This is a genomic window from Steroidobacter cummioxidans (assembly GCF_003104955.1).
In genome coordinates this window covers 74,067-100,807 of the sequence record NZ_LSRW01000033.1, presented here as the reverse complement: position 1 = coordinate 100,807, position 26,741 = coordinate 74,067, and the positions used below count along the sequence as shown (strand labels likewise).

General features: G+C 62.2%; 18 protein-coding genes. 12 read left to right on the top strand and 6 right to left on the bottom strand.

The features are described from left to right. Positions 1 to 2 precede the first annotated feature (2 nt). Complete coding sequence (gene waaA, locus D0550_RS17330; RefSeq protein WP_116810445.1) at positions 3 to 1,292, top strand: lipid IV(A) 3-deoxy-D-manno-octulosonic acid transferase; 1,290 nt, start codon at positions 3 to 5, stop codon at positions 1,290 to 1,292. Here the strand turns inward: waaA and D0550_RS17325 are convergent. Then, the gene (locus D0550_RS17325; RefSeq protein ID WP_161965884.1) at positions 1,268 to 1,870 is read right to left on the bottom strand and encodes an MEDS domain-containing protein; all 603 of its coding nucleotides are present in this window, start codon (positions 1,868 to 1,870) and stop codon (positions 1,268 to 1,270) included. The two genes, waaA and D0550_RS17325, sit on opposite strands and share 25 nt — an antisense overlap. 153 nt (positions 1,871 to 2,023) lie before the next feature. On the opposite strand from D0550_RS17325, the gene D0550_RS17320 reads away from it, so the two are divergent. After that, the gene (locus D0550_RS17320; RefSeq protein WP_206606360.1) at positions 2,024 to 4,888 is read left to right on the top strand and encodes a TonB-dependent receptor; all 2,865 of its coding nucleotides are present in this window, start codon (positions 2,024 to 2,026) and stop codon (positions 4,886 to 4,888) included. A 37-nt stretch (positions 4,889 to 4,925) separates the two neighbouring features. Here D0550_RS17320 and D0550_RS17315 read toward each other — a convergent pair whose 3' ends face one another. Continuing rightward, the gene (locus tag D0550_RS17315) at positions 4,926 to 6,521 is read right to left on the bottom strand and encodes an OpgD/OpgG family glucan biosynthesis protein (protein ID WP_116810443.1); all 1,596 of its coding nucleotides are present in this window, start codon (positions 6,519 to 6,521) and stop codon (positions 4,926 to 4,928) included. 157 nt (positions 6,522 to 6,678) lie between these two features. On the opposite strand from D0550_RS17315, the gene D0550_RS17310 reads away from it, so the two are divergent. Together D0550_RS17310 and D0550_RS17305 are read left to right on the top strand one after the other, a co-directional pair. Next, on the top strand, positions 6,679 to 7,188 hold the full coding sequence (locus D0550_RS17310; protein WP_116810459.1) for an RcnB family protein: 510 nt from the start codon (positions 6,679 to 6,681) through the stop codon (positions 7,186 to 7,188). Between the two features lie 425 nt (positions 7,189 to 7,613). Then, on the top strand, positions 7,614 to 9,149 hold the full coding sequence (locus D0550_RS17305; RefSeq protein ID WP_116810442.1) for a M48 family metallopeptidase: 1,536 nt from the start codon (positions 7,614 to 7,616) through the stop codon (positions 9,147 to 9,149). A gap of 59 nt (positions 9,150 to 9,208) precedes the next feature. Here the strand turns inward: D0550_RS17305 and D0550_RS17300 are convergent, their stop codons facing one another. Further along, a complete protein-coding gene (locus D0550_RS17300) occupies positions 9,209 to 9,415 on the bottom strand; it encodes a CsbD family protein (RefSeq protein WP_116810441.1) in 207 nt (68 codons plus the stop codon). 341 nt (positions 9,416 to 9,756) lie between these two features. Between D0550_RS17300 and D0550_RS17295 the strand changes: the two genes are divergently transcribed. From D0550_RS17295 to gnd, 4 genes are all read left to right on the top strand, one after another. Next, positions 9,757 to 11,505: a homoserine dehydrogenase gene (locus D0550_RS17295; RefSeq protein WP_161965883.1), complete on the top strand. Its 1,749-nt coding sequence runs from the start codon at positions 9,757 to 9,759 to the stop codon at positions 11,503 to 11,505. A 30-nt stretch (positions 11,506 to 11,535) separates the two neighbouring features. Then, entirely contained in the window at positions 11,536 to 13,593 is a 2,058-nt protein-coding gene (locus D0550_RS17290; RefSeq protein ID WP_116810439.1) for a M13 family metallopeptidase, read from the top strand. Further along, a complete protein-coding gene (locus D0550_RS17285) occupies positions 13,590 to 16,043 on the top strand; it encodes a S8 family serine peptidase (RefSeq protein ID WP_161965882.1) in 2,454 nt (817 codons plus the stop codon). The genes D0550_RS17290 and D0550_RS17285 overlap by 4 nt, the downstream gene beginning before the upstream one ends. A gap of 84 nt (positions 16,044 to 16,127) precedes the next feature. Then, positions 16,128 to 17,585 (top strand): decarboxylating NADP(+)-dependent phosphogluconate dehydrogenase, encoded by a 1,458-nt coding sequence (gene gnd, locus D0550_RS17280; RefSeq protein WP_116810437.1) that lies wholly within the window; start codon positions 16,128 to 16,130, stop codon positions 17,583 to 17,585. Between the two features lie 237 nt (positions 17,586 to 17,822). On the opposite strand, the gene D0550_RS17275 is transcribed toward gnd, so the two are convergent. Both D0550_RS17275 and D0550_RS17270 read right to left on the bottom strand, forming a co-directional pair. Next, a complete protein-coding gene (locus tag D0550_RS17275) occupies positions 17,823 to 19,541 on the bottom strand; it encodes a methyl-accepting chemotaxis protein (RefSeq protein ID WP_116810436.1) in 1,719 nt (572 codons plus the stop codon). 240 nt (positions 19,542 to 19,781) lie between these two features. Next, positions 19,782 to 20,969: a hypothetical protein gene (locus D0550_RS17270; RefSeq protein ID WP_116810435.1), complete on the bottom strand. Its 1,188-nt coding sequence runs from the start codon at positions 20,967 to 20,969 to the stop codon at positions 19,782 to 19,784. 191 nt (positions 20,970 to 21,160) lie between these two features. Between D0550_RS17270 and D0550_RS17265 the strand changes: the two genes are divergently transcribed. Together D0550_RS17265 and D0550_RS17260 are read left to right on the top strand one after the other, a co-directional pair. Then, the gene (locus D0550_RS17265) at positions 21,161 to 21,580 is read left to right on the top strand and encodes a VOC family protein (RefSeq protein WP_116810434.1); all 420 of its coding nucleotides are present in this window, start codon (positions 21,161 to 21,163) and stop codon (positions 21,578 to 21,580) included. A 45-nt stretch (positions 21,581 to 21,625) separates the two neighbouring features. Further along, a complete protein-coding gene (locus D0550_RS17260; protein ID WP_116810433.1) occupies positions 21,626 to 22,231 on the top strand; it encodes an ATP-dependent Clp protease proteolytic subunit in 606 nt (201 codons plus the stop codon). On the opposite strand, the gene D0550_RS17255 is transcribed toward D0550_RS17260, so the two are convergent. Further along, positions 22,223 to 23,134: a LysR family transcriptional regulator gene (locus tag D0550_RS17255; RefSeq protein ID WP_116810432.1), complete on the bottom strand. Its 912-nt coding sequence runs from the start codon at positions 23,132 to 23,134 to the stop codon at positions 22,223 to 22,225. The two genes, D0550_RS17260 and D0550_RS17255, sit on opposite strands and share 9 nt — an antisense overlap. A gap of 156 nt (positions 23,135 to 23,290) precedes the next feature. On the opposite strand from D0550_RS17255, the gene D0550_RS17250 reads away from it, so the two are divergent. Together D0550_RS17250 and D0550_RS17245 are read left to right on the top strand one after the other, a co-directional pair. Continuing rightward, complete coding sequence (locus D0550_RS17250) at positions 23,291 to 24,553, top strand: acyl-CoA dehydrogenase family protein (RefSeq protein WP_116810431.1); 1,263 nt, start codon at positions 23,291 to 23,293, stop codon at positions 24,551 to 24,553. Positions 24,554 to 25,125: 572 nt separating this feature from the next. Continuing rightward, positions 25,126 to 26,487 carry a serine hydrolase domain-containing protein gene (locus D0550_RS17245; RefSeq protein ID WP_161965881.1) on the top strand — a complete coding sequence of 454 codons (1,362 nt, stop codon included), beginning with the start codon at positions 25,126 to 25,128 and terminating at the stop codon, positions 26,485 to 26,487. Positions 26,488 to 26,741: the final 254 nt, after the last annotated feature.

The window sequence follows — 26,741 nt, the reverse complement described above, 5'->3', positions numbered from 1 at the left end:
ACATGCTGCGTTCCGTCTATACCGCACTCCTCTATGTATTTGCGCCCATTGCTCTGGCAGGCACCGCCTTGCGGGGCGTGCGCGATCCTGCCTATCGCGATCGTCTGTCGGAAAGATTGGGATTCACGCGGGTGTTCGCAGCGGCGCGCGGCAGCCGGCCGCTGTGGATCCACGCGGTTTCGGTTGGCGAGGTCCAGGCCGCCGCGCCTCTGATCCGTGCGCTGCTGAAAAAATACCCGCAGCACTCGCTGTTGATAACGACCGCGACGCCCACCGGGGCACAGCGCGTACGGGCACTGTTCGGCGAGTCGGTGCGTCATGCCTACCTGCCGTACGACCTGCCAGGCGCGGTGTCCCGTTTCCTCGATCGCGTGCAGCCTGCGCTCGCCATCGTGATGGAGCGCGAGATCTGGCCGAATCTGTTCGGCGAGTGCGAGCGCCGTCGCATTCCCATCGTGCTCGCGAGCGCGCGTATCTCGGAGCGTTCCGCAGTCCGGCATCGGAAATTCGCTTCGTTGTTTCGTGACGCACTCTCAGGCAACGTCACGGTGGCTGCGCAGACATCCCAGGACGCTGAGAGATATCGTGCCATCGGCGCGCAGCGGGTGCTGGTCACCGGCAATGTGAAATTCGATATCGAAGTGCCGCAGACGGCTCGCGAGGCGGGAGAAACATTGCGTGCCGCGCAGTTCTCAAATCGTCCGGTCTGGGTGGCGGGCAGCACGCATGACGGAGAGGAGCAACAGATCCTCGCTGCGCATCGCGCAGTGACTGCACAACGTTCGGATGCGTTGCTCGTGCTCGTGCCTCGTCACCCGAATCGTTTCGATGCCGTGCGCGCCTGGTTGAAGAACGAGCAAGTCGAGTTTGCTGCGCGCAGTCGCAATGAAGCGGTGAGTCCGGCAACCCCGGTGTTACTGGTCGATACACTCGGCGAGTTGATGATGTTTTATGCCGCGGCCGACATCGCATTCGTCGGCGGCAGTTTGATTGCGACCGTCGGCGGTCACAACTTGCTGGAGCCGGCGGTGCTGGAGCGTCCCATTCTCGTCGGGCCTCACAATTTCAATGCACCCGACATCGCGCAACTGATGATGGAGAGCGGTGCCGCTCGCGAAGTGAATTCCGCCGAACAATTGGCCGCTGCAATTCTGGAGCTCTATGCCAATCCGGCGGCGCGCGCCGACATGGGCGCGAAAGGCAGCGCGATCGTGACTGCGAATCGTGGCGCGCTGAGTCGCGTGATGGAATTGATCGAGCCGCTGCTTCAGGCGCCGTCGCACACCACGTGACTGTGAATGCTGTGCAGGAGCTTGCGATAGCGCGGGTTCTCGGTGAACGGCGACGCGCGGTACGAGCAGAACATGCTGAAGCTGTGCTGACGGCTGAGTTCGTTCCACAACTCTTCGAGCTGAATGGCCACCGTCGGCTGGCCTTGCTCCGCCAGTAGCGAAACCATTTCGCCGAAAATTCGTACCGGTTGGCCGCGCGAGGCCGCCTGGGCGATCAGCAGATTGAATTGCCGATGGAATCGCTGCTGGTCGATACCGGAGTGTGTATCGAAGAATGTCGGCAACAGATGTTCGGCTTGCAGCGGCACATAGCGGTACTCGGCGGAGAGTGCAGCGGGATTCAAGCCTGCGTCGAGCAAGTATTGATCGAGTTTTCGATGATGCTCCGCTGTTGCGACCGCCACGCAGGTCTCGTCGGCCGCCAGGCCTTCTCGCAGGAAATAGCCGGCCGCGCGCACGTATTCGTCGTCGCTGCTAAAAAACTGAACGATATGCGCGGAGTGGTTCATGGTGCCGGGGAGTAACGGGCCGCTGATTCCCGTGCTGTCGTTGCGGCGTGGCACAGATGATAGTTGCATGACAATCCACCCGAGCAGTGCTGCTTTCCGAAGTGACAGCGCTCCTGCACCAGTGTTCCTTCTCCGTCTCGTCATCCGCCTGCAACGAAATCGTCACGACTCGGCTGCATAAAGCCTCCCGCGGATCGCCGCTACAGTCCTGGGAGCATTGTCGTGAAAATTGAGAAAGGCGCGAATTGGCGCAGAAATGGCCGTGGTATTTGGTCCACACCAGTGACGTTGACGGCGTTGGTCGTGGCCGGCACCTGCGTGACATCGGCGGCTGTGGCGGGCTCGCTGTCCGGTCGCGTGAGCGATGCTACCGGCGTCAAGTCTTTGCAGAGCGCTGAAGTCGAAATCGTCGAACTGCAGCGTCGCGCGGAGACTGGCAGCGACGGTGTGTTTCGTTTTGGTGATGTTCCCGACGGCTCTTACACATTGCGGACCCAGTACGTCGGTGCTCCGGCAATGGAAACAAAGGTCGATGTTGCCGGCGATACGCGCAGCCCGGACATCCGGCTCGGTGCGGCTCGCAACGATGGCGGCTACATCGAGAACGTGCTGGTGGTCGGCCAGCACGCCAGCCTGGCGAGCGCATTGTCGCGCCAGCGCTCCGCCGACGGGGTCGAAAGCGTGCTCAGTCGCGACGGTATCGGCCAGTTCCCGGATCAGAACGCCGCAGAATCGTTGCGACGAGTCGCGGGCATCAATGTGCTGAACGATCAGGGCGAAGGCCGCTTCGTCGCTGTGCGCGGCCTGTCGCCGGACATGAACGCAGCGTCCATCAACGGCGCGCGCGTGCCGGCGCCTGAGGCGGATGTGCGCTCCGTCGCGCTCGACGTGATTCCCGCCGAGCTGATCGAATCCATCGAGATCAAGAAGTCGCTGACGCCCGATATGGATGGCGACACCATCGGCGCGTCGATCGAAATCAAGACCACCAGCGCCTTCGATCGCAAGGAGCCGTTCCTGTCGTTCTCGGGCGAGGGCTCGTTCAACGATCTGAGCAGCGACTGGTCGCCGAAAGGCAGCCTGGACTTCTCCAGGATGATCGGCGATCGGCTCGGCATCGCCGGCGGTTTGTCCTATTACAAGCGCCAGTTCTCCACCGACAACATCGAGATGGACGGCTGGGATGTGAGCGACGGTGTGGCGTTCGCCGACTCGGTCGAATATCGCGACTACGATGTCGAGCGCAAGCGCCTCGGTGGGTCTCTGTCACTCGACTATCGCGCCAGTGAGAACACGACGTTGTATGCGCGCTTCCTGCGCAGCGAATTCGAGGATCAGGAGTATCGCGGCCGCTTGATCTTCGAGATGGACGAAGACCCGAACAGCGGTGCTGTCAATGTCGCCAACTTCTCGGACGCGGACGGTGAGATCAAGATCGTTCGCGACATCAAGGATCGCTTCGAGAAGCAGACCATCACTTCGCTGAATCTCGGCGGCGAAACGTTCGCCGGCGCGTGGACGTTCAAGTACAACGGCTCCTGGTCGGCCGCCAAGGAGCGCGAGGCGGGCTCGCTCGATCCGGTCGAGTTCCAGCGCGAGTTCGACGGTGATGATGAGCTCGATGTGAGCTTCGATTACAGCAACTGGCGTCTGCCGCGCTACACGCTGAGCGGCAACAATGTGGCGGCGGTCAACGATGCCAGTGAGTTCGAGTTCGACAAGATCGAGCGCACCACGCTCAGCCTGGCCAAGGACGAGGAGCTCGCGGCGCGCTTCGATATTGCGCGCGACTTCGCACTGAGCGATGGCCAGTTCACGTTGCAGTTCGGCGGCAAGGCGCGGCAACGCGAGAAGACCTTCGACAAGCAGGCGGATATCTTCGACGGCTTCGATGGCGACTTCACCCTCGCCGACGTGGCGGGCGCGCCGAGCTATGGTCTCAACAGCATCGGCCCGGTGCCCAGTGGTCCTGCGGTTCGCGATTTCTTCGGCCGCAACCGCGCGGGCTTCGAGTTGAACGACATCGATACTGCCTTCGAGTCGAACGTCGAAGACTTCCGCGTCGACGAAGACATCTACGCCGGCTACTTGCTCGGCCGGCTCGATCGGGGCGCGCTGCGCCTCGTCGGTGGCGTGCGTCTCGAACAGACGCGCAACGACATTCGTGCCAGCAGGGTGGAACTGGTGGAAGACGAGGACGACACCGTCGTCAATGTCACGCCGACCCGCTTCGATCGCGACTACACGAATGTCCTGCCGAGCCTGAACGTTCGCTACCAGGCCGCCGACGATGTGCTGCTGCGCATGGGCGTGTATCGCAGCCTGGTGCGTCCGAAAATCGGTCAGCTGGCGCCGCGCTTCGTCATCGAACAGTCGGTCGAAGAGAACGACGACGGCGAGATCGAAGTGTTACGCGAGGGCGAGTTCGGCAATCCGGAGTTGAAGCCGTACGATGCCTGGAACCTCGATTTGTCCGCCGAATGGTACTTGGGCAACAACGGCGTGCTGCAGGCTGGCGTGTTCTACAAGCGCATCGAGGACTTCATCGTCGACGTTGTGTACCGGGACTCGGAGTTCCTCGGCGTGGCGTTCAGCCGCGCGTTGATTCCGCGCAACGGCGATCAAGCGAAGGTGAAGGGCATCGAACTGAACTATCAGCAGTCGTTGAGCTTCCTGCCGGCGCCGTTCGATGGGGTGATCGTGGGCTTCAACTACACCTACACGGACGCGGAAGGTGAGTTCGATGGCCGGACCATCGCGTTGCCCATGTCGTCCGAGAGCACGTTCAACGCGTCCCTCGGCTACGAGAAGGGGCCGCTGAGCTTCCGACTGACGGCAGCTTATCGAGACAAGTATCTCGATGAGCTGGGCGACAGCAGCGAGGAAGATCGCTACGTGCAGGATCACATCCAGTTCGACCTCAGCGCCCGGTATCGCGTGACGCCGCAGTTCCAGGTCTTTGCCGACTTCGTGAATATGGGCGACCAGCCGTACGTGGCCTACCAGAATCTGGGCGGTCGCAAGCGCCTGCTGCAGTACGAAGAGTATTCGTGGACGGCGAAGACGGGCTTCCGTTACACCTTCTGACGCAACAAAAAGGGGCCTCGAAAGAGGCCCCTTCGTTTTAGTGACCGGCCTGCTGCAGCATCAGCAGCCGATCTTTCATCGGCGGTGGCGACCACTGGTAGGTCCAGGTCTCGGTCAACGTCAGATGGCCGAGACGCAGGTACAGCCGGATGTCGACCGGATCCATGCTCTCGTCCGGCAGCTTCACATCGAACATCGCTCGATAACCGCTGATCTCCCTGAGCGGGCGCGCTGAGGTGATCTCGACTTCGCCTCGCGACACGCTGATGATCGGCTCGACCTTCGCGCCGTCCGGCAGGGTCGCGAGCTCGCCGCCTTTGAAATCCACGGCGAAGCGCCACGAGAAATACTGGCGCCGCTGTCCCACCACGCCGCCCAGGCCTGTGCGCGTCGCGACTACTTCAGCGAGCGTGGACGAGATGGGCATCTGCGTGCCCCAATACATGCGATAGCTGTACAGCAGCTCTTCGCCGCCCTTGACCGGCGTCGCCGGATTCCAGAACGCGACGATGTTGTCGAACGTTTCATCCGGTGTCGGAATTTCAGTGAGCTGCACCGAGCCCTTGCCCCACGGCGACTTCGGCTCGATCCACAAGCTGGGACGGCGCTCGTAGAACACGCCGTCGTCCTGATAGTTGTTGAAATCGCGATCCCGCTGCAGCAAGCCGAAGCCGCGGGGATTTTCGTCGAGATACGAATTGAAGCGCAGCATCGGCGGATTGCTCAGCGGACGCCACAACCATTCGCCACTGCCCGTGTACAGCGACAGGCCGTCCGAATCGTGAATCTCCGGTCGCCAGTCGTAGCTCACGCGACGATCGTTCTCGCCGACCTGATACATGCTGGTGAGCGGCGCGATGCCCAGGCGTCGAATCGCTTTGCGCGGATAGATCGCGGCGTCCACGTCGATCACTTGCGGTGCACCGGGCGTCAGCGCGAACCGATAGGCACCGGCAACGCTGGGTGAATCCATCAACCCAAAGATCACCAACGTGCGCGAGTCCGGCGACGGACGCTCGAAGTAGTACTCGGAGAAGCGCGGGAACTCTTCGGGATCGAGTGCCGTATCGACCGCCAGACCGCGCGCCGACAGACCGAACTGTCGCGTGTCGCTACCGACGCTACGGAAGTAACTTGCGCCAAGGAAGGCCGCGACGTCGCGCTGCCAGTCGGTAACGGTGTGAATGCGGAACCCGGCCCATGACAGATCCTTCGGGATCGATCGCGGGTTGAGGCCGCTGCGGCTCAGGTCGAACAGCTCGGGGCGATACAGAATCTCGCGCGCCTGGCCGTTGACGATCTCGTGCATGCGCACCGGCTCCTTGAAGCCGCGGCCCATGTGAAAAAATTCCAAACGGAAGTTGCCGTCGGTATCGGCCCAGAGCGCGTCCTCGCGCTTGAAGCGGATCGATTGATACTCGTCGTAGGTCAGTTCCACCAACGCCTTCGGTGCGAGTTTGCTCGGTGGCTCGAATGGCTTGCTCGCCAGCGCGCGCGCCTGGCCTTTCAATACCGCGTAATCGAACGGGCGGGCCGGCCCGCGAAAGGCCTGTTCGGCGGCGGAGGCGAGGCCGGAGGCGGAAAGCGTAGAGAGCAGGACTGCGGATTGCAGGAAGTCGCGGCGGCGGAGCATGAGTGATCCAAGTGGCTGACGAGACAGGCTCAACGTATGAGGCGAGCAAAGGTTACCAGCTGAACGCAACCTGACCAAAGTTGTTCAGGTTCCGATCAGATGCGTTGGTCAATAGTGTCTCCCAACCCGGCCCTGCCGGTGTCACGAGGAGATGGCGATGAAAACCCTGTTTGCTGCAGCCGTTACGGTGTCGATGCTGATGGGCACGGCGGCCACGGCGTACGCGGACAACGATCGCGGCCGTCACGAGCGCCACTACAACGATCACGGCAAGGACCGGCGCGACTATCGCGGTCACCCCAACGATCGCAAGGATTGGGATCGCCGGGATCATGATCGCCGCGATTGGAACCGTCACGACCACGATCGTCGCTACGATCGACGCGATGCGTACCGCGCCGGCTACGTGCATGGCCGGGCCGACCAGCGTCGCTACGACCGCGGCCGATACATCGCCCCCCGTGGCTACTATGTCCGTTCTTGGCGACATGGTGACCACCTGCCGCGCTCGTACTACGAGACCAGGTACATTGTGCACGACTACGGCCGCTATCACTTGCACGCGCCCCCGCGCGGTCATCACTGGGTGCGGGTGAACAATGACGTGGTGCTGGCGGCCATCACCAGCGGGTTGGTGGTCAGCGTGGTGAACGGGTTGTTCTACTAGTAGCCAAAGGATCCAATCCCAGCCCCCTCCCGAATACGGAGGGGGTTCTAATTTCAAGAAAGATCTTTCACACGGAGTATTTTCCTTGGCGATTGCCGCAGCGACTGACGGACTCCCGGCCCTGACTGAATGGGAGTCGCAAGCAACAAACAAAATGGTTCCCCGCCCGTCCACGGCAGGGCATTCAGTTTTCAAAGGAACGTCCGCCCGGCGGTTCTCGCTGGCGGTTGCCGCAGCGACTGACGGGTTCCCGGCCGTGGCTGAATCGGAGTCGCAGGAAATAAAGAAGTAGGTTCACCCTCCCGTTCACAAAAAGGGCAGGGGTGGGTCTGCCGCACATAACCCAATAATGAGAAACGCGTCACGCGGCGAGCGTGACCGAATTCCGTAACCTCGCCACGGTTCTCCGTCGTTGGCGGCAGATTATGGAAAGACATGAGTTCTCGTCCCTGATCGGGCGCCTGGAACGCCAGGCCGACGACAATCCTCAGTTCTATGCGTTGAAAGTCGGTGCGCTCGCGGCGTTGGGTTACGCGTCGATTTTTCTGCTTGCCGTCATCATCCTCATCACGTTCTGGTACACGTTCAGCCCGTTACTTTCCGGTGAGCGTTTTCGTGCGCCGTTGATTGTCGCGTGCGGCGTCGGGCTCGTCACGTTGGTTGGAATGATTCGCGCGCTGTGGGTTCGTATCGCTGAACCGGCCGGCCTGCGTGTCACACGCGAAGAAACACCGCGTTTGTTTGCAGCGATCGATGAAGTCGCAGGGAAGATGGGCGGCGTGCGAGTCGATTCCGTCTCCGTCAGCTCGGAATTCAATGCCTGCATCGTGCAGACGCCCAGCTGGGGCATCTTCGGTAACTATCGCAATCATCTCGAGGTCGGTCTGCCGCTGGCGATGGTGCTCACCATCGACGAGCTGAAAGCGGTGATCGCGCATGAGATGGGGCATCTGTCGCAGGCGCACGGCAAGTTCGGCGCGTGGATTTATCGTCAGCGTGTGACGTGGCATGCGCTGGAGTCGAAGTTCAGCAATCCCGTTGGGATATTCGATCAGATTCTCGGTGCGTTCTATGGCTGGTATGCGCCGTACTTCTATGCATACAGCTTCGTGCTCGCGCGCAATCATGAATACGTCGCGGATCGCGCCGCGGCGAATGTTACTAGTGCCGCCGCGATCGGCGCGGCGCTCACGAAACTGGAACTGGCGGGGCGGTTCCTGTCCGAAGTGTTCTGGAAACGGTTGTACGATCAAGTGGAGCGGCAGCCCGATCCACCTTACATGCCGCACGCCGTGATGCCACGCGCGTTCAAGGCGGCCGAGCAGCAGTGGGCGCGCCCGGACTGGTTGCAACAAAGTTTGAAGCGCTATGCTGCCGACGACGACACGCATCCAAGTCTCGCCGAGCGTCTGGCTGCGCTCGACATCGAGCCGGCGACGCCGGTGCATGATCCCGGACGCTCCGCACTGACGTTGTTTCATCCATCGACGCCGTCATTGGTGAAGTTCTTCGACGATGAGTGGCAGCAGGACACGGGGCCGAAGTGGCGCAAGCGTCACACTGAAATCGCCGAAGCCAAAGCCAAGCTCTCCTTGCTGGAGGACGCGCAGAACGCGGCGCTCAATGAGCAGGAGATCTGGGAAAAAGTGCTGCTGTTGCTCGAGATCGATCGGGATACGCAGGCGCTGGAGGCACTCGATCAGTTGTTGTCACGGCAGGGCGAGCATCCCAAGGCGCATCTGCTGATGGGGCGAATGCTCCTGGATCGCTACGACGACCGCGGCCTGAAACACTTGCTGCTGGCGATCGAGCAGGATCTGGAGCTGAACGACGAGGCCAGCCGTGCGGGTTATGTGTATCTGATGCGACGCGGCCGCGAGAAGGAAGCAAAGCGCTTCTGGACCAAGGCGCAGGACCTGTACGAAAACCCGCGACACATGCGGGATTCGCTCGCCGACTAAGAGCGCCGCGCTTCGGCTGCTGCAAGCCGAGGCGCCGGCGCTCGATCAATAGCGAATAATCAATTCCAGTTATTGCGCGACTGAAATTCGCGCGCCTGGCGTTCCGCGTCATCACGCGCCAGGCCATAACGCTCTTGCAGCTTGCCGGCCAGAATCTCAGCGTGACCTTCCATCTGATCGATCTCATCGTCCGTGAGCTTGCCCCACTGCTCTTTGATCTTGCCTTTGAGCTGCTTGAAATTGCCGCGTGCGATGTCTTTGTTCATGCGAGTCTCCGGTAATCATTGGTTGCGCCGCACTGCATGCGACGCGCGCCGTAGTAACGACTCTCGGCGCCGCAAAGTTCACTTATGTTTGGTGGTGGGGTATTTACGGACGCCTGCCGGCGCTTCCTTGACAGGCCGGGCCCCGGGGCTTTAGCTTTCGTCCTTGCGCCGATTTGAGTTCAGCTTGCGGGCGCGTAAGAAATACGGCTAAAGCGAAGCAAACCCTGCTTGAGCTTTGGCGAGCGGGTTTTTTTATGCCTGCTTGCCGACCCTGTTCCGGTCAGCCTCCCTCCCGCAGCGCTCGTCGACGCCGTGAAGCAACGGTACAGCTGGAGAGTGGCGTGAATCCTTCCATTGTGGTGCTCAAATTCGGCAGCTCGGTGTTGCAGACCGAGGCGGATCTGCCGCAGGCCATCGATGAGATCTACCGTGAATGGCGCGCCGGCCGGCGAGTGATCGCGGTCGTCTCGGCGTTTGCGGGCGTGACGGATCAGCGCTTCGCACAAACACGCGGCAGCACCAGCGACTTGCACGAGCAGGCCGCGTGGGTTGCGGGCGGCGAAGAGGAATCCGGGACGAAGCTGGCTGCCGCATTGATCGCTAACGGCGTCTCTGCGCGCTATGTCGATGCTCGCGAGGCGGGGCTGCGCGCGCATGGCGAACCGCACGAATCCACACCGGTTGCGTTGAACGCAAGCTATCTGCGCGAGCATTTGCATGATCATGCGGTGCTGGTCGTTCCTGGGTTCATTGCGCAAGACATACAAGGTCGCACGGTGTTGCTCGGGCGTGGCGGCTCGGATCTCACGGCGCTGTTCCTGGCCAAGAATCTCGAGGCGCGCTGTCGTCTGTTGAAAGATGTCGACGGGGTCTATGAAAGCGATCCGGCGGTCGCCGGGAACCACGCGCAGCGCTTCAATCGTTTGAGCTGGCGCACCGCGCTGGAAATCGGCGGACGAATCATTCAACCGCGCGCGCTGCAGTTTGCGCAGTCACATGGACAGTCATTCGAAGTCGCGTGCGTGGGCTCGAACTTGTACACACTGGTCGACCATGGTCCGGACGACATTGCGAACGTGACTCATGAAAGCATCCAGCCCTTGCGCGTCGTGCTGCTCGGTCTCGGCACGGTCGGGCTCGGGGTGTATGCCCATCTGATCCGTCGGCCGGATTTGTTTCAGGTGGTGCGGATCGTGGTCAGAGATCTGGCGAAGCCGCGTCGCATCGAGGAGGCCAATCTCGAAGTGCCGAGCTCGCTGCTGTCGACCGATGTCTGGGAAGCTGTCACTCAGCCTGCCGATCTGATCATCGAAACCATGGGCGGTCTCGAGCCGGCGGGCGAAGTCGTGCATGCGGCGTTGGTGCGCGGCCGAGCAGTGGTTACAGCCAACAAGGCACTGATTGCCTCTCGCTGGTGGGAGCAGCTGGCGCGTTTTGCTACGGGCGACCAGCCTCGCCTGAAGTTCGGTGCCGCGGTCGGCGGTGCCGTGCCGGTGCTCGAAACCGTGAGTGCGCTGGTCCGTCAGTCTGGCGTCGTGCAGGTTCGCGCCATCCTCAACGGTACGTGCAACTTCATACTCGACGCGCTGGAGCAGCGGATAGACTTCGACACGGCGGTTGCGCATGCGCAGGCCCATGGTTTCGCCGAAGCGGATCCGCATGACGATCTGGTGGGGCTGGATGCTGCGCGCAAACTCGAGTTGATCGCGCGAGCCGCCTTCGGCGAAGCGTCGCTCTTCGAGCTGAGTGTACGCGGCATCGTAGGCGTGACGGCCAGCGAGGCGTCATTGGTGCGCGAGGAAGGATCGAGCCTGAAGCTGGTAGCCACTTGCGAACGAAGTGAAGGGCACGTGCGTGGTGTAGTGAAACTCCACGAGCTGGCCGAGAGTGATTTCCTGGCGGGCGCGCGTGCCGAACAGAATCGAGTCGAGATCGTGGCAGGAAATGGCCAGACAATGCGTCTGGCAGGTAAGGGCGCGGGCCGTTGGCCTACCGCACTTTCCATCCTGGGCGATGTCCATGAATACTTGCGGGCGGGCCGCATTGCTATAGCGGACGAGCAAGTGCAGCCCGTGGTGGTGAATGCATGATGGATAACTCTGACAGGAACCTGGAAGGGCATGAAAAAGTCATTGGTGCTGATCGTGGCGCTTGCGCTGCAGTCTGGATGTGCGAAACAGGAACCGAATACCGCGGCCGATGCCAACGCGCCGGCTGCACCGCATGCTGAGCTGGGAGACTTCGGCTTGGACCTCACCGCCGGCAATCCTCAGATCAAGCCTGGCGATGATTTCTTCTTCGCCTATGCCAGCGGCAAGTGGTACGACACCTTCGAGATTCCGCCGGACCGCGCTTCCTACGGCCCTTTCAACAAGCTCAACGATCTGTCCGAGGAGCGGGTCAAGAAGCTGATCGAGCAGGCGGCTCAAACCAACCCCGCGGCCGGCACGCCGGAACAAAAGATCGGCGATTACTTCGCCAGCTTCATGGATGAGTCGGTCATCGAGTCCAAGGGGCTGCAGCCCATCGAGGCGGATCTGGCGCGCATCCAGGCCGCGAAGACCAAAAAGGACATCGCGACCCTGTTCGGCTCGCCGGGCTTCATGTCGACGTTCGGCATCGGCATCGAGCCGGACCTGAAGAATCCCAGCCGCTATTCCATCGACATCGGCCAGAGCGGCCTGGGCCTGCCGGATCGCGATTACTATTTGAAGGACGATGCCAAGCTCAAAGAGCATCGTGCCAAGTACGTGGCATTCATCGAGCAGATGCTCACTCTCGGCGGGGTGCCGGATGCGGCCAAGAAGGCGCAGGGCATCATGGAATTCGAAACGGCGCTCGCCAAAGTGCAGTGGCCGCTGGAAAAGCGACGCGATGCCGAGGCGATGTACAACCCGCGCAGCAAGGCTCAGTTGGTCGCTTACGCGCCGGCCTTCGACTGGCAGGCGTTCTTCGTGGCCGCCGATGTCGGCGCGCGCGACAACTTCGTGCTCGGGCCGCTCACTGCGATTCGTGACAGCGCCAAGGTGCTCGACAAGACTTCGGTGAATACGCTGAAGGATTACCTCACGTTCCACCTGCTGCGTACCAATTCGCCGTTCCTGCCGAAGCGCTTCGATCAAGCGAACTTCGCGTTCTACGGGCAGCAGTTGCGCGGTCAGCCACAGCAGCGCGAGCGTTGGAAGCGCGGTGTGGCGATCACCGGCGGTGCGCTCGGCGAGCTGGTCGGCCAGGTGTACGTGAAGGAATATTTCCCGCCCGAGTCCAAGGCCAAGATGGAAGTGCTGGTCGGCAACCTGCGGGCCGCCTTGAAGCAGCGTCTGGCGACGTTGAGCTGGATGAGTGAAGAGACGCGCCAGCGCGCCGAAGCGAAGCTCGCCACATTCGTTGCCAAGATCGGCTATCCGGATAAGTGGAAGGATTACTCGGCGCTCGAAGTACAGCGTGACGACCTCATCGGCAACGTGCGCCGTGCCTCGATCTGGGATTGGAACCGTCAGGTGGCGCGTCTGGATCAGCCGGTGGATCGCGACGAGTGGTTCATGAACGTCACCGACATCAACGCTTATTACAACCCACTCAACAACGAGATCGTGTTTCCGGCCGCCATCCTGCAGCCGCCGTTCTTCGACCCTGCGGCCGACGACGCCGTCAACTACGGCGGTATCGGGGCCGTGATCGGTCACGAGATCGGCCATGGCTTCGACGATCAGGGCCGCAAGTTCGCCCCGGACGGCAGCCTGACCGACTGGTGGACCAAGGCCGACGCCAATGCCTTTGGCGGCAAGACCAAGGTGCTGGTCGAGCAGTACTCATCGTTCGACGCGCTGCCCGGCCTGAAGGTCAACGGCGCCACCTCGCTCGGCGAGAACATCGGCGATCTGGGCGGTCTGAACATGGCTTACGAGGCGTATCACAACACCTTGCAGGGCCAGCCAGCGCCGGTGCTCGACGGTCTGACCGGCGACCAGCGCTTCTTCCTGTCCTGGGCGCAGGTGTGGCGAACCAAGATCCGCGACGAGGCGCTGCGGGCGCAGGTGTTGTCGGATCCGCACGCTCCGCCATATTTCCGAGTCAACGGCGCCGTGCGTAACATGGACGAATGGTATGCCGCATTCGACGTGAAGCCCGGCGACAAATTGTTCCTGCCGCCGGAACAGCGAGTAAAGATCTGGTGAGGTCGCGCCCGGCGTGGATGCGCCGGGCCTGGCTCGTGGCGACGCTTGGCATCGCCACGCTGTCCGGCTGCAATAAACCGCCTGCCGAGCCGCCACCGGCTCCCCCGCCGCTCAGCAAACAAGGGTTGCCGCTCTCCTCTTGGAAAGCGGCGAGCCCCGACCTGCACGATCGACTGTTACTGGCGCACGCCACCGCCAAGGGTGACACCGAGGCCATGGTCATGGTGGCCACTGAGATCGGCAAGACCACGGAAGTAGCGACCGCGATCGCCGCGCTCGGCGGCGACATTCAAACGCGCTTCGACGATGTTGGTTATCTGCGGGTGCGTTTGTCGTTGGATCGCTTTGCCGACGTCGGCGCGTTGCCTAACGTGCTGATGGCGCACCTCGATGGCGGTGGCGCACATGGGTTGTACGAGAACGATCGCGATCTCGTGCGCTATCCCGTGGGTGAAACGGCGCAGACGCGCGCCGCCGGTCCGAAACCAGTGGATGCAACCGACACGTTGCTCGGCGCCGAGCTCGGCTCTCCGACGTCCTCGCTCGGCGTGGAGATCGAATCGTTGCTGACCGCCGCGGTCAGCAAGGAAAACCAGGTTCTGGCACGCGATGACGATGGCGGCCGATTCCCGGGCGGCGGTCTCGACCTGTTCGCACTCATGGCCAACCGCGCTTTCGAAGTGCACGGCACACCGCTGATATTTGCCGCCGGCGCTTCTGGCGGTGTGGAAAGCCTGACTGGCGCGTCGAGCGCACGGCGAGTGATTTCGGTGGGCGAGCTCTCAAACGATCGAATTCCCGTCACTGCGTCGCTGGGTCCAGCTGCTGATGGTGCTGCGAAGCCCGATGTACTCGCACCCGGCGGCTTTGCACATGCCGCCAGCGAAACCGAGTCGCTGATTGCAGCTGCGCGGGCTGAGAGCCTCCCGGCCGACGCGCGACACATCGCTTGGGCGCTCCGCATGAGTGCGCGAAGGCTCGATGGGTTGCAAGCGCACGAGCAGGGCTTCGGTGTCGTCGACACCGCTCGCGCGATCGAGTTGTTGAAGCAGTTGCGCGAACGGAAGTTGGATCTGCCCGATATTCAAACGCGAGCGCCCGTGAAGACGTATGTTTCGCGTTTTCTGCCTGAGCCTGGCATCGGGCAAGGGTTGTACGAGCGCGAAGGTTGGCTGGTGGGTCAAAAGGACACGCGCAAGATCACCTTGTCGCGTCAAAGCGGCTCGTCCACACCACTGATTTATTCGCTGCAGTGGCAGGGCAACGATGGCACGTTCAAGACTGCACAGGAGGAGGTATCGCTGCCATTCAATGAGGCTGTCGACATTCCGCTGGAGATTGCAGCTGCGGAAGCCGGCGTTCACAGTGCGCAGTTGTATCTGATCGATAAGGCGAGCGGGTTGCCGGTGCACGCGCTCATGACCACGATCGTCGCGGCGGAGCCGTTTACAGCAGCGAACAACTACCGCGTCGAGCGTCGCGAGCAGTCGCTGTCCGGTGCGAGTGTCAAAAGATACTTTCTGGACGTGGTGCCGAACATTTCCTCGCTGCGCCTGGAAGCTGGCGTCGGCGCGGGACAAATTCAGTTGACGCTGAATGGCGGCGAGCTCGACCTGCCGTCATCGAAGATCATTGCGCCGAATCAGCCGGCGGTCTTGCTCGTGCCGTACCCGCCGCCCGGCGTGTATGAAATTACGGTGCGGCCGACCCATGCCGGCGCGCAAGACGTGCAGGTGGCTGCTTCCATTCGATACGTCGATTCGCAGCTGGACGACAAGGTGCCCGGCGTCAACTCGACCACGTTCTGGCTGAACAATATTTACGCGCCCCTGCAACGTAGCGAGATCCTCACCGAGGTCGGTGCGCGTCGCATGCTGAAAGATGTTGGTGGGCTCAGTGGCATGCGTGCCTACAACATTGCAGTCGAGCCGGGCAGTTCGACGTTGCGAGTTGCAGCAACGCCGCCCGATGGGCGGACCCGCATCGGCCTCTACTTGTATGACTGCGCCAGCGGGGCGTGCAAGTTGTGGGGCAGTGAAGTCTTTACTCGGCCAGTCACCAAGACGCTCGTGGTTCCGACGCCGCGCGCCGGATTGTGGCGCGTCGTCGTGGATGCCACCGCTCCAGGAGCGGCATTCGAGTACACGCAGATCGTGACGCATCCTCGTTACGGCAGCGGCACCGTCGCTGGGGAGAATACGGAGCGTCGTACCGGAGCGCGTTGGAACCAGAAGGTGAGCTTTCAAGTTAGCGCAGCGGCGCCCTTTGGATACGACCTGGTCGGAGTGATGGACATCATCGATCCGCTCAGCGAGGCTGACGAGCGCGCTGCGCCGTTCAGCGATTGGCGAGCGACCGGCGACGCGCGCAACCAGCCGTTGCGTCCATTGCGGCTGACTACGCAGGTGATGCGGCTGGATGTCGGCGGCAGTCCCGCGCCGGGGTCGTGACATTGATGAACCCGAGTGCGCACGTCCATTCCTGGCGTTGCGCCAGCAAGTCTCGTATAACCGACGCAGCGATTGGAGGAATGTATGAGCACTGAATTCGCAGACGTCGGCTTGATCGGCCTCGCTGTCATGGGCGAGAACCTGGCGCTCAACATGGAGAGCCGCGGCTTTCGCGTCGCTGTTTACAATCGCACCACTTCGCGCGTCGACGATTTCATTCAAGGGCGCGCCAAGGGCAAGCGCTTCATCGGCACGCATGACTTGAAAGAATTCGTCAGGTCTTTGCAGAAGCCGCGCAAGATCGTGATGCTGGTGAAGGCCGGCGCACCGGTCGATCAGCTGATCGATCAGTTGCTGCCGTTGCTCGAACCGGGTGACATTCTCATCGATGGCGGCAACAGCTTGTTTACGGACACGATCCGACGCACCAAGCGCGTCGAAGAGAGCGGCATGCTGTTCGTCGGCTCCGGCGTGTCCGGCGGCGAAGAGGGCGCGTTGCATGGTCCGTCACTGATGCCGGGCGGCAGCGCCGCCGCATGGCCGCACATCAAGCCGATTTTTCAGGCGATCGCCGCACGCACTCCAGATGGCGAGCCGTGTTGCGACTGGATGGGCGAGAACGGTGCCGGCCACTTCGTAAAGATGGTCCACAACGGCATCGAATACGGCGACATCCAGCTCATCGGCGAAACCTACGATGTGATGAAGCGCGTGCTGGGCATGAGCAATGCCGAGATGCACGATGTGTTCGCTGAATGGAACAGCGCCGAGCTGGATAGTTATTTGATCGAGATCACGCGCGACATCCTCGGCTTCGTCGATAAGAACGGCGCAGCGACGGTCGACAAGATCCTCGATGCGGCCGGGCAGAAAGGCACGGGCAAATGGACCGTGATCGAAGCGCTCGACGAAGGCGTCCCACTCACGTTGATCGGCGAGGCCGTGTTTGCTCGCGCGCTGTCCGCAGCGAAGGAAGAGCGCGTCAACGCGTCGAAACAACTCAAGCCGGTGGTGAGCGAGTTCAAGGGCGACCGCAAACAGCTGATCGACGATCTGCGCCAGGCGCTGTATGCGTCGAAGATCATCAGCTACGCGCAGGGTTATCAGCTGATGCGCGCGGCGGCGAAGACTCACCAGTGGAATCTGAACTACGGCGGCATCGCGCTCGTCTGGCGCGCGGGCTGCATCATTCGCTCGGCGTTCCTGGGCGATATCAAGAAGGCTTTCGAGCGCGATCCGCAGTTGGTCAATCTGCTACTGGACCCATTCTTCCGGGACGCGGTATCCACCCGCCAGGCCGGCTGGCGGCGAGCCATCGTCGCCGCCGTTCAGGGGGGCATTCCGGTGCCCTGCATGGGTGCCGCTTTGTCGTATTTCGACGGTTATCGCGCCGAGCGATTGCCGGCGAACCTGTTGCAGGCGCAGCGGGATTTCTTCGGCGCGCACACCTACGAGCGCATCGATCAGCCGCGCGGACAGTTCTTCCACACGGACTGGACCGGCCACGGCGGCGCTACTACTTCGCGTTCCTATAGCGCGTAGCGTCGCTACGCGGTGCGCCGGGCTGGCGAGTTTCTTGCCAGTCATCGAAAAAAATACTGCGAGCGATTGAGTTGAATATCGCTCGCCGATGGGAGAGGGTAGCCACGTCACTCTCCCAGTGACACCTCGAGCAGAGTAAAGGAGAACACCGCCGGCAACGGATCTGCTGGGTGTCGGCGCGCCGCGGACCACAAAGCTCGTGACGGTGAGCTTTGACTCCGCGGCGTCCGTTATTTCTTAGAACTCCTGCCAGCTGGCATCGTCACCGCTCGCCTTCGCCATCGGCGCCGGGCGCGTAGCGGGGCGGCCGACTGGCTTCGATACCTTACGAGCCGGTATCGGGTGCACGCTGGCGCGCGGAGCGGAAGAAACATTCGAACTATACGAGGCCGGCGCGGCGGCCTGATGACCGCCGGTGGTCGAGAAGAACGACACCTTCTCCACCAGCAACTCCGCCTGCTGCTCCATCGTCTTGCTCGCCGCCGCGGCCTCTTCGACCAGCGCCGCGTTCTGCTGAGTGGTCGTATCCATCTGCGTGATCGCGGTGTTCACCTGATCGATACCACTGGCCTGCTCTTCGCTGGCCGCGGAAATCTCGGCAACGATGTCGGCGACGCGCTTGACGCTCGCCACGATCTCATGGAGCGACTTGCCCGATTCATCCACCAGCGCGGTGCCGGCCTGGACCTTGGCGACCGAGTCGTTGATGAGATCTTTGATCTCTTTGGCCGCCGTCGCGCTTCGCTGCGCGAGGTTACGCACTTCGCTCGCGACGACCGCGAAGCCACGACCCTGTTCGCCGGCACGCGCCGCTTCCACGGCCGCGTTCAATGCCAGCAGGTTGGTCTGGAAGGCGATCTCCTCGATCACATCGATGATGTCGGCAATGCGTTTGCTGGAGTCGCTGATCTCACCCATCGCGCCGACGGCGCGGCCCACGATGGCACCACCGCGATCGGCTTGATCGCGCGCGCCGGTCGCGAGCTGGCTCGCCTGGCGGGCGTTATCGGCGTTCTGCTTCACGGTCGCAGTCATCTCTTCCATGGAAGAGGCCGTTTGTTCGAGCGCCGACGCCTGTTCCTGGGTGCGTTGGCTGAGATCGTCGTTGCCGCTGGAGATCTGACGCGCGGCCGAGCCGACCGAATCGGCGCCGAGGCGCACGGCGCCGACGATGTCGCTCAAGTTGTTGTCCATGTCCTGCATGGCGCTCAACAGGCGGCCGAACTCGTCCCTGGTGGTGATTTCGATCCGATTGCCGAGCTTGCCCTTGGCAATCAGCTCCGCGGTGTTCACGGCCGTATGCAACGAAGTCATCATCGAGCGGATCAGCATCATGCCGAGCACGGCGGCGATCGCGCCGGAGATCAGCATCGACACCCAGGAAATCGTCAGGGCTTGGTGGTAGGCGGCGCCATTGTGCTCATTGGCTTTGGCGGCCCGGCGGTCCTGCAGATCGGTCAGCTTGTCGGCGATCTCGATCATGCCCATGATTGCGGGGCGCATCTCCTTCACGCGCAAGCGGCGGGCTTCATCGAGCGCGCCGGACTCGATCTTCGCGACTACCGTGTCGCGAGCCACGCGATACTCGTCGGTCTTCCGCTGCATTTCAGCCGCCAGGGCGGCTTCTTCCTTGTCCTGGGGCAAGGACATGTACTTCGACCATATCTGGTCGATCTTCTGGCTGTTCCGGCTCTGGGTGTCGTGGTACTCCGCCAGCGCCTGCGCGTCGCCCATCATGATCGCGACGTCCATGGCGCGAACGTTGTCCCGGCGCAGCGCGGCGATCTGGTTGACCAGGGCCGCTGACTGGAACTGGTTATCGTACATTTCATCCATCCGGGCGTTGGACTGCTTCAGGGCGTTCATACCCAGCAGACCCACGCACAGCATGGCCAGCGCCAGTAGGCTCAGCGTCATGGTCAGACGCGCTTTGACGCTGAGGTTGGACATACTCATCTTGGACTCCTCGACCGACTGTCTGCCACCGAACGGTGGCGTTCAGTGGCTCGCATCGGCGCAGTGCGGCACGTCTGAACGCAGGGTTTGCAGATTCAGGTGGCACCTGAGGGCTGGAGGGCGGGTCGCACTGTCAGGCACGCGCGCGAGTGCCTCACCTTGTAGGGCTATTGCTGTATCAACCCGGCGCGAGGGGCTCAGTCCGGGCGCAGCCGCTCGCGTTTCTGGCCGAACTGCATCTCAATGGCGATGCCGATTTTCGGGAACTGGGCTCAACGTTTCTTCGACCAAGTCTGCGGCGCGGCCAAGGAAAAAACGCCGCCCCGCAAACTCCAGAATGAGCCACTCGGGGGTGAGCTGACGGCGCATGATCAAGCGCGCCGCCGTGCGCGTCATCTGGACTTCGTTATCGGTCTGGCCTTCGACCTGCGCCTGCCACGCCAGCCCGGTGCGCTGGCCGATGCTTTGAAACAAAGTGAGCTGCGAAAACCACTCGATACCGATGGTTTCCTCGGTGAACTTGCCGAGGGTGCTCCAGCGCAGCAGGTACCGATCCGAGAACACGCGATCCAGATTGAGGCGCGTGGTGGTGCCGAAGCCTTCGGTGTTCTGCCAGAACACGGTCTCGCGCACACTGAAAACATATCGATCGGCGAAGGAGCGCACGATTTCATAGCGCGCGCGTGCGTAGGGATCGAGCGGCAGGTCGATGCGCACGCCGACGCCTGCATCGAAGTCATTGCCGGTGCGGGTGGGGCTGGAATAGCCCAGGCCGACCAGCACGCTTTCGTCTTCGAGCGTGCCGAACTGACGCGTCGGCAACGCGTCGAAGTCGTTTTCGGTGTCGGCGATGTAATTTTCCTCGCCGACGCGGCCGGCGAATGCGGAGATGCGTTCGTCCCATTGCGGCAATTGCAGGTGCGCCCTGAAACGCAACCGTGGGTCGAAGCCGTCGTACTTGCTCCACAGTGCGCCGGTGGTCACGGTGCCGTAGGTCGAGTGATATTCGTCACGGTGGATCTGATTGCCGAACAAGCCGTCGAGCCACGCCGACGATGCGCACGCCGTGACGGTGAGTGTCCGACGCACGCGCTGCAGGACGCCGATCTCTCCTGCCGCCGGCTGCGCGCAGATCTCCATCGGGCTCTCTTCGTCCTCGTCCTGGGGCGGGCCGGCGGACGCGTCGGTTTTAGGCTCGCCTGGCGCAGGGCGCGGATCGGACTCGACCGGGTCGCGCAACGGGCCCTGATTCACGTCCTCCGGATTGACGACCTCGGGCTTGTCGCCTGGCTGCTCCGGAGCGTCGTCCGCAGCTCTGGGTGCGGGCTGAACGGGTTCATCTTGCGGCTGCGGCTGCGCGCCGGGCTCGGGTGTTTGCGCAAGGGCAGGGGCGCTCCGAAGCACGGCCCACAGCAGTGCGAGCGCCATCGCCCGAAGGCATAGCCGCGGCACGAGGCGCTGTGGAACTGCTCTAACCCTTGGTGCATCCCCACCCATATGTCCTGTTTTTTGCCAGTAGTCTTGGGGAAATCAACGCAATCGCTTTGCCGTCAGTTCCTTGCCGCCCCGCGGCTCCGTTTATCATGTGTATTGGTGTTCTGTTGTCGAGGGTATCGTCCATGAGGTATTTGCACACTATGGTGCGCGTCACGGATCTGACGGCTTCCTTGCGTTTTTATTGCGAGGCGCTGGGATTGCGCGAGCTGCGCCGCATGGACAACGAGAAGGGCCGCTTCACTCTGGTCTTTCTGGCTGCGCCGGGCAATGAACACGCTCAAGTCGAGCTGACCTACAACTGGGACCCGGAACAGTACGGGATCGGGCGCGCATTCGGTCATCTGGCGTATGAAGTCGACGACATCTACGCGGCCTGCCAGCGCCTGATGGATCATGGCGTCACCATCAACCGCCCGCCGCGCGACGGGCACATGGCGTTCGTACGCTCGCCTGACAATATCTCGGTCGAGTTGCTGCAGCGGGGCGGCTCGCTGGAGCCGCGCGAGCCCTGGAAGTCCATGGCCAACACGGGCGAGTGGTAGAATCCGCTCACTGCACAAGACTTAATGCTCCAAGGAGTTTGTTCCATGTCCGCCTCCATTTTCAACGCCGAGCGAGAAGAGAAGCAGCCCGAGAAGGCCGAACGTCCGGAGACATTGGCGGAGCAGCTGTCGTTCAAGTCCCGTTTCGTGCTGGTGTTCGGCGAGATCAATCACGTGGCCGCGCGCAGCGTGTGCGAAAGGCTGATCGCGTTGTCGCAGCAATCGGATGCACCGATCCGCGTGCTGATTTCTTCGCCCGGCGGCCACGTCGAGTCCGGCGACGCCATCCACGACATGATTCGTTTCATCAACGCGCCGGTCATCACCATCGGCACCGGCTGGGTGGCCAGCGCCGGCACGCACATCTTCCTGGCGGCGGAAAAGCAGAACCGGGTGTGTCTGCCGAACACGCGCTTCATGATTCATCAGCCCGGCGGCGGCGCCGGCGGCCAGGCGACGGATATCGCGATTCAGGCCAAAGAAATTCTGCGCACGCGTGAGCGCATCGCGCGCACCATTGCGAAGCAGACCGGCCGTCCGTACGAGAAGGTCGTGGTCGACATGGAACGCGACTTCTGGCTGAGCGCCAACGAAGCCATCGAGTACGGCATCGTGTCGCGCGTGGTGGAGACGTACAAAGATCTAGCCTGATCTATCAGCGAGGCAGGCCAGCACCTGCGCCCGGAACCATTGCGAGGCCGGGTCTTCGTCGACGTTGGAGTGCCAGTACAGAAAGGACTCCAACGGCGGCACCTCGATGGGAAAGGGCAGCTGCTGATTGCCGGTTGCCCGGTTCACGATCGACGCCTGGCTGCGAGTCATCGTAGCCAGCAGGTCCGAGCTGCCGACGACCTGGCTCGCGGCCGCATGATGCTGGCAGCGCATCTTGATGTGCCGGGACAATCCCAAGCGCGCCAGCGCGCTATCTTCATAGCCACCGCCGCGGCGCCGTCCCGTGATGAGAATGTGCGACAGGGACGTGTAAGTCTCGATGTCCAGCTGTCCCTGCACGGCCGGATGATCGGGTCGAGCGAGCACGACCAGCGGCTCGGCACCGATCCGTTCGCGCCGCACCTCATTCGATAGCGGCAAAGCCACATCGATCGCCACATCGATCTCGCCACTTTGCAGATCTTCCTCCAGATCGCGCCGGTCGATGCGCACCGAGGCAATACCGATGTGCGACGCTTCGTTGCCAATGCGCTTCATCAACGCGGGCAGGAATGTCAGCTCGTGAGATTCGCGCGCGGCAATGGTGAAGCAGCGCTGCGCGGTGCCAGGCTCGAACTGTCCAACGCGCTGGAGCATTTGCTCCAGATTGCCGAGCGAGCTGGCGATACTGTCGGCCAGCGAGCGGGCCAGCGGGGTCGGAATCATCTCGTGCCCCCGGCGCTCGAACAGCGGATCGTTGAGCAGCTCGCGCAGCCGCCCCAGCGCATGGCTGACCGCCGGTTGGGACAAGTGCAGACGCCGGCTGGCCGGCGTAATGCCACCCTCGCGGTAGATCGCGTCAAAGACTGTAAACAGGTTGAGATCGATCCTGGACAGCTGCATGGGGCCTCCCTCGTCCGGAGCATTCTCCGGCATGGGACACTCCATGCATACCGCTGATTTGGCCGCATTCACACAATGCATTGGCGCCGTGGCCCGGCATGACGGCAAGTTAGTGGCTGGAGCATCTCCGGTTGAACCTCAGTAAGGGGAGTGAGCATGGATTTCGAATACAGCCCACGCGTGCGCGAACTGCAGGCGCGCCTGCTGAAGTTCTTCGACGAGCACATCTATCCGAACGAGAAGGTCTACGAAAACGAGGTGGCGCAGAACCGCCGCAACGGCGATGCCTTCATTCCGACCCGGATCATCGAGGAACTGAAGAGCGAGGCGCGGGCTGCCGGCCTGTGGAATCTGTTCCTCCCGCATTCGCCGCGCGCGCCGGAAGGGCTGTCGAATCTCGAATACGCACCGCTGTGCGAAATCATGGGCCGCGTGCCCTGGGCGCCGGAGGTGTTCAATTGCGCCGCGCCGGACACGGGAAATATGGAAACCATCGAACGCTACGGCACCGAGGCGCACAAGGTTCAGTGGCTGGAGCCGTTGCTGGCGGGCGAGATCCGCTCGGCGTTCCTCATGACCGAGCCGGCGGTGGCGTCGTCGGATGCGACCAATATCGAGTGCAGCATTCGTCGCGAGGGCGATGAATATGTGATCAATGGACGCAAATGGTGGTCGAGCGGCGCGAACGATCCCCGCTGCAAGCTCTATATCGTCATGGGCAAGACCAATCCCGAGGCGGGCAAACATCAGCAGCAGTCGATGATCCTCGTGCCGTCCGACGCTAAGGGCGTGAAGGTGCTGCGTTGTCTGCCCGTGTTCGGCTACGACGACGCGCCTCACGGTCACGCGGAAGTCGATCTCCAGGACGTGCGCGTGCCGGCATCAAACATTCTGCTCGGCGAGGGACGAGGATTCGAGATTGCGCAAGGCCGTCTCGGGCCGGGACGTATTCATCACTGCATGCGATCGATCGGCGTGGCGGAGCGAGCGCTGGAATTGATGTGCAAGCGATTGAGCTCGCGCGTGGCGTTTGGAAAGCCGGTGGCGGCGCAGTCGGTGTGGCACGAGCGCATTGCCGACGCTCGTTGCATGATCGATCAGGCTCGCCTGCTGGTGCTGCGAGCGGCGTACATGATGGACACGGTGGGCAACAAGGTCGCGAAACAGGAGATCGCGCTAATCAAGGTGGTCGTGCCGAATATGACCTTGCAGGTGTTGGACTGGGCGATCCAGGCGCACGGCGCGGGCGGCGTGTCGAACGACTTTCCGCTCGCAAAGTTGTGGGCGAGCCAACGGACGCTGCGATTGGCGGATGGGCCGGATGAGGTTCATCGGAATGCCATCGCGAAGTTGGAGTTGGCTCGGCATATGGGTGGCAAGGCTGGTGAGGTGGAGATGCCGGTTACGCGGGGGAGCTGACGCAGAAGGAGGCGTTGGTGGCCCGATAGCCACCGCCCCGAACGAATCGCTGTGAGTTCACCGGAGCGGCCGCGCTCTAGCGCTGTCGCAACGGCCGTTGCGACAGCGCGCGAACTCAAATCTTTAGTTGCGGGTCGGGGGTGGGAGCAGAGTCACGCGCGACGCCGCTGTGACGTTTCGGCGGCGTCGGGAGTGTCTTAGCTTCTTCCGGCAGCTTTGGGGCACATGGATGGGGCCCCAACAGCAGGGCTCAGCATGGACGTGCGGTGAGGAGCGCAGTGCGCTCCGGCCGTGCCCGGTGCCGGAAGGAGCTAAGACACTCCCGACGACGCGGACCACGACGCCTCCGGCAACCCGGCAAGCTGCAATTTCGCCCGGTGAGTCTGTCGTAATTTCGGCCAATTGACGCACATGGACATTGCAATGATAAGGCAACTCACCACGTCGATCAGTTGGAGCAATTCATGCGCTTGTTGCTTACGCTGGCGTTGCTTGCGCTAGCAGCGCCCGCACCGGGAAGTGCGACAGTCGAACAACCGGCAACCGCGGTTCAACCGACCCCTGCTCGTGTCATGGCCGAGCGTTTCCTCGCCGACATGAACTCGGCAGGCTCGAGCAGGCACTTCATTGAATCCTCATTCACTCAAGTCTCATTGAATCGTGAGCCGGCTGCGGAGCGCGCCAGGCAGTTCGACAGGCTGAAGTCGCTCTCCGGCGGCTTCAAGGCGCTCGATTGGCGCCCGCAGGGCGAACGTATGATTGAGGTGCTCGCTGCATCGAATCGAGGCAATCGGTACGCCAAGTTCGTTCTCTTCACGAGCAGCAAGGAGCCGGGGAAGATCGCGGACATCTTTGTGCTCCCGGAGCGCGATCCGGCTCGAGCCGCTGCCGACCAATTCCCGACCACCGCAGTTACGGACAAGGACATTGTACGGCTGGTTCGCCGACGGCTCGATGCGTTGGCCGCGGAGGGCAGCTTTAGTGGGGCAATCCTGATCGCACGCCGTGATGATGTCTTGGTTCGCGAAGCCCGCGGATTCGCCAATGAATCCTGGCAGATCGCCAATCGTGCAGACACGAAGTTCCACATTGCCTCGATCCCCAAGATGTGGACGGCAGTGGTCGTCATGAAGCTGGTCGAGGAGGGCAAACTTTCGCTCGACGATCTCCTCTCCAAATGGGTGACTTCCTATCCGCACCCGCAAGCGGCTGCAAAGATTACGCTAAGGCAGTTGCTCCAACATCGTGCGGGGCTCGGCGGATGGGACGTGCGGCAGTTAAGGACGCCGCTAACCTCATCCGAGACCGTAGCAACAATGACGGCAGAGCCGAGTGAGCCGGACCAGGGCTTTGCTTACAGCAACGCCGGATACGTCCTGCTTGGGGATGCCGTGGAAAAGGCCAGCGGCCTCACTTACGAACAGCTCGTCGAGAAGTTCGTCTTCCGTCCCGCCGGCATGAACGGCAGCGGCTTCTGGCCGGTCACGGCGATCATCAATAATCGAGCGACAGGTTACTTTCGCCCGGCCGATGATCCGCTTGGCTTTGGGCCGAAATTCTCGAATGAGCAGAACCTTGGCTATGCTGGAAATGCGTCGGGAGGGGCATATTCCACGGTCGACGATCTCTTCGCATTCCACCGCGCTCTCGCGTCCGGACGTCTGCTGAAACCCGAAACGGTCAAAATGATGGTGGACAACTCGGTCGAGTTCTCCGGTGCTCCCCGCCCGATGCGCTACGGTCTCGGCTTGCGCCTCGAGAATTGTGCGGGGGTGCCAACACTTGGCCACAGCGGGGGCGGCGCCAACAGCGGCGTCAGCTCAGCCACCTATGCGACGCTGGACGGTAGCTGGACTATCGTCGTGCTCGGCAACACCGATCCCATGCCGGAGCAGGTTGCAATCGACGTCTGCGAACTGGTCCACAGGCACTAAACCGGGTCAACCTCAGTTGCGGGTCGGAGTCACGCGCAAGGCCCCTGTGACGTTTCGGCGTCGACGGGAGTGACCTACCTCCGCCCGGCAGCTTTTCGGCACATGGACGGGGCCGAAACAGCAGGGCTCATCATGGACGTGCGGTGTAGGAGCGCTAGCGCTCCGGCCGTGCCCGGTGCCGGGCGGAGGTAGGTCGCTCCCGTCGAGGCAGACCACCGAAGCCTCCGAAACAGCAACGCCAACGCAGACCACGG

What these genes read in the sequence shown, in the direction of transcription:
- waaA (WP_116810445.1), top strand. Translation starts at nt 3, where the DNA reads ATGCTGCGTTCCGTCTATACCGCACTCCTCTATGTATTTGCGCCCATT.
- D0550_RS17325 (WP_161965884.1), bottom strand. Translation starts at nt 1,870, where the DNA reads ATGCAACTATCATCTGTGCCACGCCGCAACGACAGCACGGGAATCAGC.
- D0550_RS17315 (WP_116810443.1), bottom strand. Translation starts at nt 6,521, where the DNA reads ATGCTCCGCCGCCGCGACTTCCTGCAATCCGCAGTCCTGCTCTCTACG.
- D0550_RS17310 (WP_116810459.1), top strand. Translation starts at nt 6,679, where the DNA reads ATGAAAACCCTGTTTGCTGCAGCCGTTACGGTGTCGATGCTGATGGGC.
- D0550_RS17305 (WP_116810442.1), top strand. Translation starts at nt 7,614, where the DNA reads ATGGAAAGACATGAGTTCTCGTCCCTGATCGGGCGCCTGGAACGCCAG.
- D0550_RS17300 (WP_116810441.1), bottom strand. Translation starts at nt 9,415, where the DNA reads ATGAACAAAGACATCGCACGCGGCAATTTCAAGCAGCTCAAAGGCAAG.
- D0550_RS17290 (WP_116810439.1), top strand. Translation starts at nt 11,536, where the DNA reads ATGAAAAAGTCATTGGTGCTGATCGTGGCGCTTGCGCTGCAGTCTGGA.
- gnd (WP_116810437.1), top strand. Translation starts at nt 16,128, where the DNA reads ATGAGCACTGAATTCGCAGACGTCGGCTTGATCGGCCTCGCTGTCATG.
- D0550_RS17275 (WP_116810436.1), bottom strand. Translation starts at nt 19,541, where the DNA reads ATGAGTATGTCCAACCTCAGCGTCAAAGCGCGTCTGACCATGACGCTG.
- D0550_RS17270 (WP_116810435.1), bottom strand. Translation starts at nt 20,969, where the DNA reads ATGGCGCTCGCACTGCTGTGGGCCGTGCTTCGGAGCGCCCCTGCCCTT.
- D0550_RS17265 (WP_116810434.1), top strand. Translation starts at nt 21,161, where the DNA reads ATGAGGTATTTGCACACTATGGTGCGCGTCACGGATCTGACGGCTTCC.
- D0550_RS17260 (WP_116810433.1), top strand. Translation starts at nt 21,626, where the DNA reads ATGTCCGCCTCCATTTTCAACGCCGAGCGAGAAGAGAAGCAGCCCGAG.
- D0550_RS17255 (WP_116810432.1), bottom strand. Translation starts at nt 23,134, where the DNA reads ATGCAGCTGTCCAGGATCGATCTCAACCTGTTTACAGTCTTTGACGCG.
- D0550_RS17250 (WP_116810431.1), top strand. Translation starts at nt 23,291, where the DNA reads ATGGATTTCGAATACAGCCCACGCGTGCGCGAACTGCAGGCGCGCCTG.
- D0550_RS17245 (WP_161965881.1), top strand. Translation starts at nt 25,126, where the DNA reads ATGGCCGAGCGTTTCCTCGCCGACATGAACTCGGCAGGCTCGAGCAGG.